This is a genomic window from Psychromonas sp. (genome assembly GCF_983033635.1).
In genome coordinates, this window is sequence record NZ_CEZLMY010000191.1 from 1 (window position 1) to 6,232 (window position 6,232).

The window sequence follows — 6,232 nt, forward strand, 5'->3', positions numbered from 1 at the left end:
GTTCATCTTTAATAATATTTGGAACATAAACCGTATGTTGCTTCTCTAATGCATCGTAATTTATATCTTCTTTACCATCTTTGCGAGTACGTTTAATCTCGAAATGCGGTGTTAAAAGATTAGCATTGGGAATAATGTAAACTTCACAATTATGACGTTTTTCAATTTTCGCAACAGAGCTACGCTTTTCGTTTAATAGGTAGGCAGCAACAGCAACAGGTACCGTTGCCTGAATTTGAACTGTATTTTCTTTTAAACCTTCCTCTTCGATCAAACGAAGAATGGCTAAAGCAAGTGATTCATTATCACGGATTGTGCCTTGTCCATGACAACGAGGACAAACGCGAGATGCAGATTCACCAAGAGAAGGGCGAATACGTTGACGAGACATTTCCATTAAACCGAAGCGAGAGATACGGCCTAATTGGATACGTGCTCTATCTTGACGGACAGATTCACGCATACGGTTTTCTACTTCACGTTGATGACGAGCTGGTGTCATATCAATAAAGTCAATAACCACTAAACCGCCCAAATCACGCAAACGTAACTGGCGTGCAATCTCTTCAGCGGCTTCCAAATTGGTATTAAATGCCGTTTCTTCGATGTCACCACCGCGTGTTGCGCGAGCTGAGTTAATATCAATTGATGTTAACGCTTCAGTTGGATCGATAACTATTGAACCACCAGATGGTAGACGTACTTCGCGCTGGAAAGCCGATTCAATTTGGCTTTCTACTTGGTAGTGTGTGAATAATGGAATTTCACCTTGGTATAACTTAAGGCGATTAACATAATCCGGGCGAACCATTTTTATATGGTTTTTTGCAAGCTCAAATGTTTGTGCGTGATCGATAACGATTTCGCCAATATCACGTCGTAGATAATCACGAATAGAACGTACAATAACATTACTTTCGCGATGAATCAGAAATGGTGCAGCTTTTGAACGCGAAGCCTCATCAATTGCGTTCCAGTGATTAACTAGAACATTGAGATCCCACTCTAATTCTTCAGGTGATTTACCAACACCAGCAGTACGGACAATCAAGCCCATGCCATTCGGTAACTTAAGCTGGCTAAGTGCATCTTTTAATTCTGTACGTTCATCACCTTCGATTCGGCGAGAAATACCGCCGGCGCGAGGATTATTTGGCATTAATACTAAGTAGCTACCTGCCAGACTGATAAACGTTGTTAAGGCTGCCCCTTTATTACCACGTTCTTCTTTCTCAATTTGGATTATTACTTCTTGGCCTTCTTTAATGACGTCTTTGATATTTGGACGACCTTTGAAAGAGTAACCTTCCGGGAAGTAAGTGCGCGCAATCTCTTTTAGTGGAAGGAAACCATGACGTTCAGCACCGTAATCAACAAACGCAGCTTCTAAACTTGCTTCAACACGGGTGATTTTACCCTTGTAAATATTTGCTTTTTTTTGTTCATGACCAGGGCTTTCAATATCAAGATCATACAGTTGTTGCCCATCTACAAGGGCTACACGCAACTCTTCAGCTTGAGTTGCATTGATTAACATTCTTTTCATTTTATTAAACTCTTATATTTTATCGTTATTTTTTGGCGTGTTGGCAATGCATTTGTTCACTTGACCTCGTGTCTGGCTGTACAGTCTCTCGACTGGATAATATGCAGAGGTGCATTATAAAGTGAAAGCAAATATCTCATTTTTATCGGTTTTAAAAGTAACCGATAAATGGTTAATGAGTAAAAAGGCTCAACATTTAATTTTCATTATATTTGTTATATTGACTTCGAGTTAATAGCTATTGTTTATTAACGAGTCATAACTATGCAATTGTCTCATTAATAGTGCTTTAGCCGCAATACAAATTTTTAGATATTATCTGATTAACACGTGATAAACTTAACGGATGGAACATATAAATCACTCAGTACGCATACTTGAGGTTACTCAAGAAAATGCACAGCAACGAATCGACAATTTTCTTCGTTTACATTTAAAAGGCGTCCCTAAAAGTATGATCTATCGGATTGTGCGTAAGGGAGAGGTGCGTGTGAATAAAAAACGCATTAAACCTGATTATAAATTAAAATCAGGTGATCAAGTTAGGATCCCGCCTGTCCGTGTGGCGAAAGAAAATATCTTACCATCCCCTAAACTGAATAAAATTGCACAGTTAGAATCTTCGATTGTTTATGAAGACGATGCGCTCCTTATTTTAAATAAACCTTCAGGCCTTGCTGTACACGGCGGTAGTGGACTTGATTTTGGTGCGATTGAAGGCTTACGAGCACTTCGACCTCAGGCCCGTTTTTTAGAATTAGTGCATCGTCTTGATAAGGCCACATCAGGCTGTTTATTGATCGCTAAAAAACGCAGTATGTTACGTGCACTGCATGAACAGTTACGTAATAAAACCATGAACAAGCAATATCTGGCGCTTGTTAAAGGTTCCTGGGATAAGAGATTGCGAACGGTTAAAGAGCCATTACTTAAAAATGCACAAAATTCAGTTGTAAAAGTAAGCAGTGAAGGTAAAGCCTCTGAAACACGTTTTAAAATAATGCAGCGTTATCAGGGAGCCACTTTAATTGAAGCAAGCCCTGTGACCGGGCGTACTCACCAAATCCGCGTTCATACTGCTTGTAAAGGCCATAATATCGCTTGTGACGAGCGTTATGGCGATGATGCTTTTAGCAGTGAGATGAAAAAATTGGGCTTGAACCGTCTTTTTTTACATGCCGCTCATATTACTTTTTATCACCCTGTTTTAGAAAAAGAGATGACAGTCAGTGCGCCGTTATGTGAACGGTTAGCAAGTTTATTAGAAAAACTACAGAGAAGCTAAGATGAAATATCGGTTATTATTTTTGACGGTTTTCTGTTAGCCGGTACGCTGATGGATTTCATCGACAAAATTGTGCCTTGTTATATAAAGCACTAGCAATCTTATTAGAAAAACAGAAGGGAAGCTGAGATGAAATATCGGTTATTATTTTTGACGGTTTTCTGTTAACCGGTACGTTGATGGATTTCATCGATAAAATTGTGGCTTGTATGAAAGGAACTGCAATTGTAACCGAACTAGAAGTTCCTTGTTGTATAAAAAACTAGCAAGCTTATTAAAAAAACTACAGAGAAGCTAAGATGAAATATCCGGTTATTATTTTTGACGGTTTTCTGTTAGCCGGTACGCTGATGGATTTCATCGACAAAATTGTGCCTTGTTATATAAAGCACTAGCAATCTTATTAGAAAAACAGAAGGGAAGCTGAGATGAAATATCGGTTATTATTTTTGACGGTTTTCTGTTAACCGGTACGTTGATGGATTTCATCGATAAAATTGTGGCTTGTATGAAAGGAACTGCAATTGTAACCGAACTAGAAGTTCCTTGTTGTATAAAAAACTAGCAAGCTTATTAAAAAAACTACAGAGAAGCTAAGATGAAATATCCGGTTATTATATTTGACTGGGACGGTACACTGATGGATTCCATCGATAAAATTGTAGCTTGTGTAAAACAAGCTGCAATTGTAACCGAACTAGAAGTCCTTCCTGCTGAGGCGATTCGTCAGATCATTGGTTTAAGCTTAGATAAAGCGATGGCTAGCTTATATCCATTGCAACCGTTACAAAAGCAAGTTGCCATGGTGGCAGCTTACCGTGAACAATACATCGAACTTAATCATCAGCCCACCCCTTTTTATCCCGGTGTTAAAGACTGGTTAATATCTTTAAAAGAACAAGGTTATATACTTGCAGTGGCGACCGGAAAGGGGCGAAATGGCCTGAATCGTCTGCTCGACAAATATGATGTAAATGATCTATTTGCAGTTACCTATTGTGCTGATGAAACAATATCTAAACCGCATCCTCTAATGATAAATAAAATATTAGAAGATTTAAATATGCAAACGCACCAAGCCTTGATGATTGGCGATTCCAGTTATGATTTAGAGATGGCCAACAATGCCAATGTTGATTGTGTGGGGGTTACTTATGGTGTGCATTCTCATCAGACACTGTCGTTATTTAACCCGATTGCGCTTCTGGATGACTTACCAAAGCAACTTGGCAACTATATTTAAAGTATTTGTAATGATTTAGGGCTAAGCCATTTACAATCTTATTTTATAAAAAAACACCTCAAATTATTGGGGCTGAGTAGTTACAGGGATCTTATGTTTAGTGAATATATAAAATTAACCGGTCGGGGTGAAAAAGGGCGTCGTTCTTTAACGCAAAAAGAAGCTTATGATGCACTCTCATCTTACCTTAATGGCGATGCAGATTTATTACAGTTAGCAGTGCTGTTGATGTTACAACGAGTGCGCTGTGAAACTGCCGAAGAGGCTGCGGGTTATATTCAAGCACTGCGCAATACTATTTCACCGCAGTGGAAAGAGCTCAATGCGGATCTTGACTGGCCCTGTTTTGCCGGCAAAAAACGTCAGCCGCCTTGGTTATTATTAGCTGCAAAAATATTGGCCGCACAGGGTAAACGTATCGTACTTCATGGCTTTAAAGCGGTGGATGCGATTAAATATCAGGTTGAAGAGGCGTGTCCTGCGCTCAATATTAAAATTGCTAATTCACCAGAGCAGGCACAACTGATACTTGAACAAAGCAATATTTGTTACCTGCCCTTATCAGCTTATTGTCCGAAACTTATTCCTTTGCTGGCACTTCGAGAGAAAGTGGGCTTGCGTACACCGCTTAATACTGTGGCTCGCAGTCTTAATCCAGTTGGTGCCCCCTTTGCCATTCATGGTGTTTTCCATAAAGGATATGAAAAATTACATGCGCAGGCGGCACTATTAACAGATGAAGTTAATATGGTTGCTTTTAAAGGCGAGGGTGGTGAAAGTGAAATGAATCCGCGAGTTAGCAGCACAGTTTGCGGGGTACAAACAATAGATGGTTTAACCACCTATATTGAAGATGAGTGGCCAACATTCTTAGAAGAAGCAAGCGGTGCACATACTGAAGTTTCTGCAGAATATTTACAGAAAATATGGTCGGGAGAGATAAACGATGCTTATGGCGATGCAGCTGTGATTTGTACTATTGCTTTGATATTAAAGCAATTTAATGAAACACCTAGTCAGCAGCAATGTTTAGAATTAGCAAGGAAATATTGGCAAAGCAGAGATAAAAACAGCTAAATCCGTATTAAAAAGGCCATACAATCTATTTTATGGCCTTTTTCAAATACTATCTTTTAGCACTTATTCTTCTGTTACTGTCTGTTGTTGCACTGGTATTTTTCTGATTTGTACAATAATCCCCATTAATGGGTGATCTAAATAGTGGATCTCTTCACTGCGTAAACGACGGCTCTGATCGAACAACACTTCACTAACAACTGTTTCCTGTGTCACTTCTTCAATCGACTCTTCTGTTTCAGTTTGTTTTATAACTTCAACATCATTTTCACTGTTAAGCACTTCAAATGTTTCTGTTACTTCTGTTTCTGGTTGTTTAATATTCTGAGTCGTTTCCTGGCGAATAACCAGCTGGCTATCAATAAACAGGTAATGGTCTAAATAGATTTTGAAATTACCATCGATCGACCATTTGTCTGTCAATAGGGGGGCTTGCGGTATGTCGACTAAATTATCTTCAGTTGTTTGTTCTAATTCTTCACTTTTAACAGTTTCACTATCTGTTTCTCTGCTATCTGCAGGCTTTTCAGCTGCTGCTAATTTGTTTAGAGCACGCTGCTGCATATTAAATGCAAAATTTTCTCCAGCAAAAATATGAATCGGTTTAGCTTTGTTTCTACTTTCAACAGGCATGCGCCAAGTTAAGTGTAAAAGAGGGGTAAAAGAAGCATGGCTTTTAAGTTTTTCACGTTGCGGCGAAAGCTGCAGCTTATCCTTATCTAAAAGCTGGAAAGAATTGCCTTGAGAGTCAAATTGATTACTCGTAATCAGCACCGGATTTTTTTTATGTAAGCAGGGCTCTCCCGCAACACAAAGATTGTTTAATTGTTTTTTTAATATGCTGATACTTGTTGTGCTGTCGATAGTGATATTTTCTGTAGCGAGATCTTCTTTTACATCTTGGATATCAATATTTCGCTGAAATAGCAGTAATTCAACTTCAAACCAGCGTTCTTCAGCATTTGTCGAAAATGCAGTACATATCAGAATTAATGGCAATAATAGTCTGTAATTCAAGATCATATCCTTAAATATATTTATTTAATTAAATGTGTTTCAAAACTACTGAGTAGCTGTGTTA

The 6,232-nt window shown here is 38.6% G+C and carries 5 protein-coding genes; 3 read left to right on the forward strand and 2 right to left on the reverse strand.

Translation table 11 applies throughout. The annotated features are described in order from the left end of the window. A partial coding sequence (gene rne / locus AC4GME_RS16455; RefSeq protein WP_490379800.1) for a ribonuclease E occupies positions 1-1,546 on the reverse strand: 1,546 nt, incomplete at its 3' end. 346 nt (positions 1,547-1,892) lie between these two features. On the opposite strand from rne, the gene rluC reads away from it, so the two are divergent. The 3 genes from rluC (at position 1,893) to AC4GME_RS16470 (ending at position 5,151) form a co-directional block, all read left to right on the forward strand. After that, a complete protein-coding gene (gene rluC / locus AC4GME_RS16460) occupies positions 1,893-2,831 on the forward strand; it encodes a 23S rRNA pseudouridine(955/2504/2580) synthase RluC (protein WP_490379801.1) in 939 nt (312 codons plus the stop codon). A 598-nt stretch (positions 2,832-3,429) separates the two neighbouring features. Beyond that, positions 3,430-4,074, forward strand: coding sequence for an HAD family hydrolase (locus AC4GME_RS16465; RefSeq protein ID WP_490376194.1), 645 nt, complete (start codon positions 3,430-3,432; stop codon positions 4,072-4,074). Positions 4,075-4,167: 93 nt separating this feature from the next. Further along, entirely contained in the window at positions 4,168-5,151 is a 984-nt protein-coding gene (locus AC4GME_RS16470) for a glycosyl transferase family protein (protein WP_490376195.1), read from the forward strand. A gap of 63 nt (positions 5,152-5,214) precedes the next feature. On the opposite strand, the gene AC4GME_RS16475 is transcribed toward AC4GME_RS16470, so the two are convergent. Continuing rightward, on the reverse strand, positions 5,215-6,168 hold the full coding sequence (locus AC4GME_RS16475; protein ID WP_490379802.1) for a peptidoglycan binding protein CsiV: 954 nt from the start codon (positions 6,166-6,168) through the stop codon (positions 5,215-5,217). Positions 6,169-6,232: the final 64 nt, after the last annotated feature.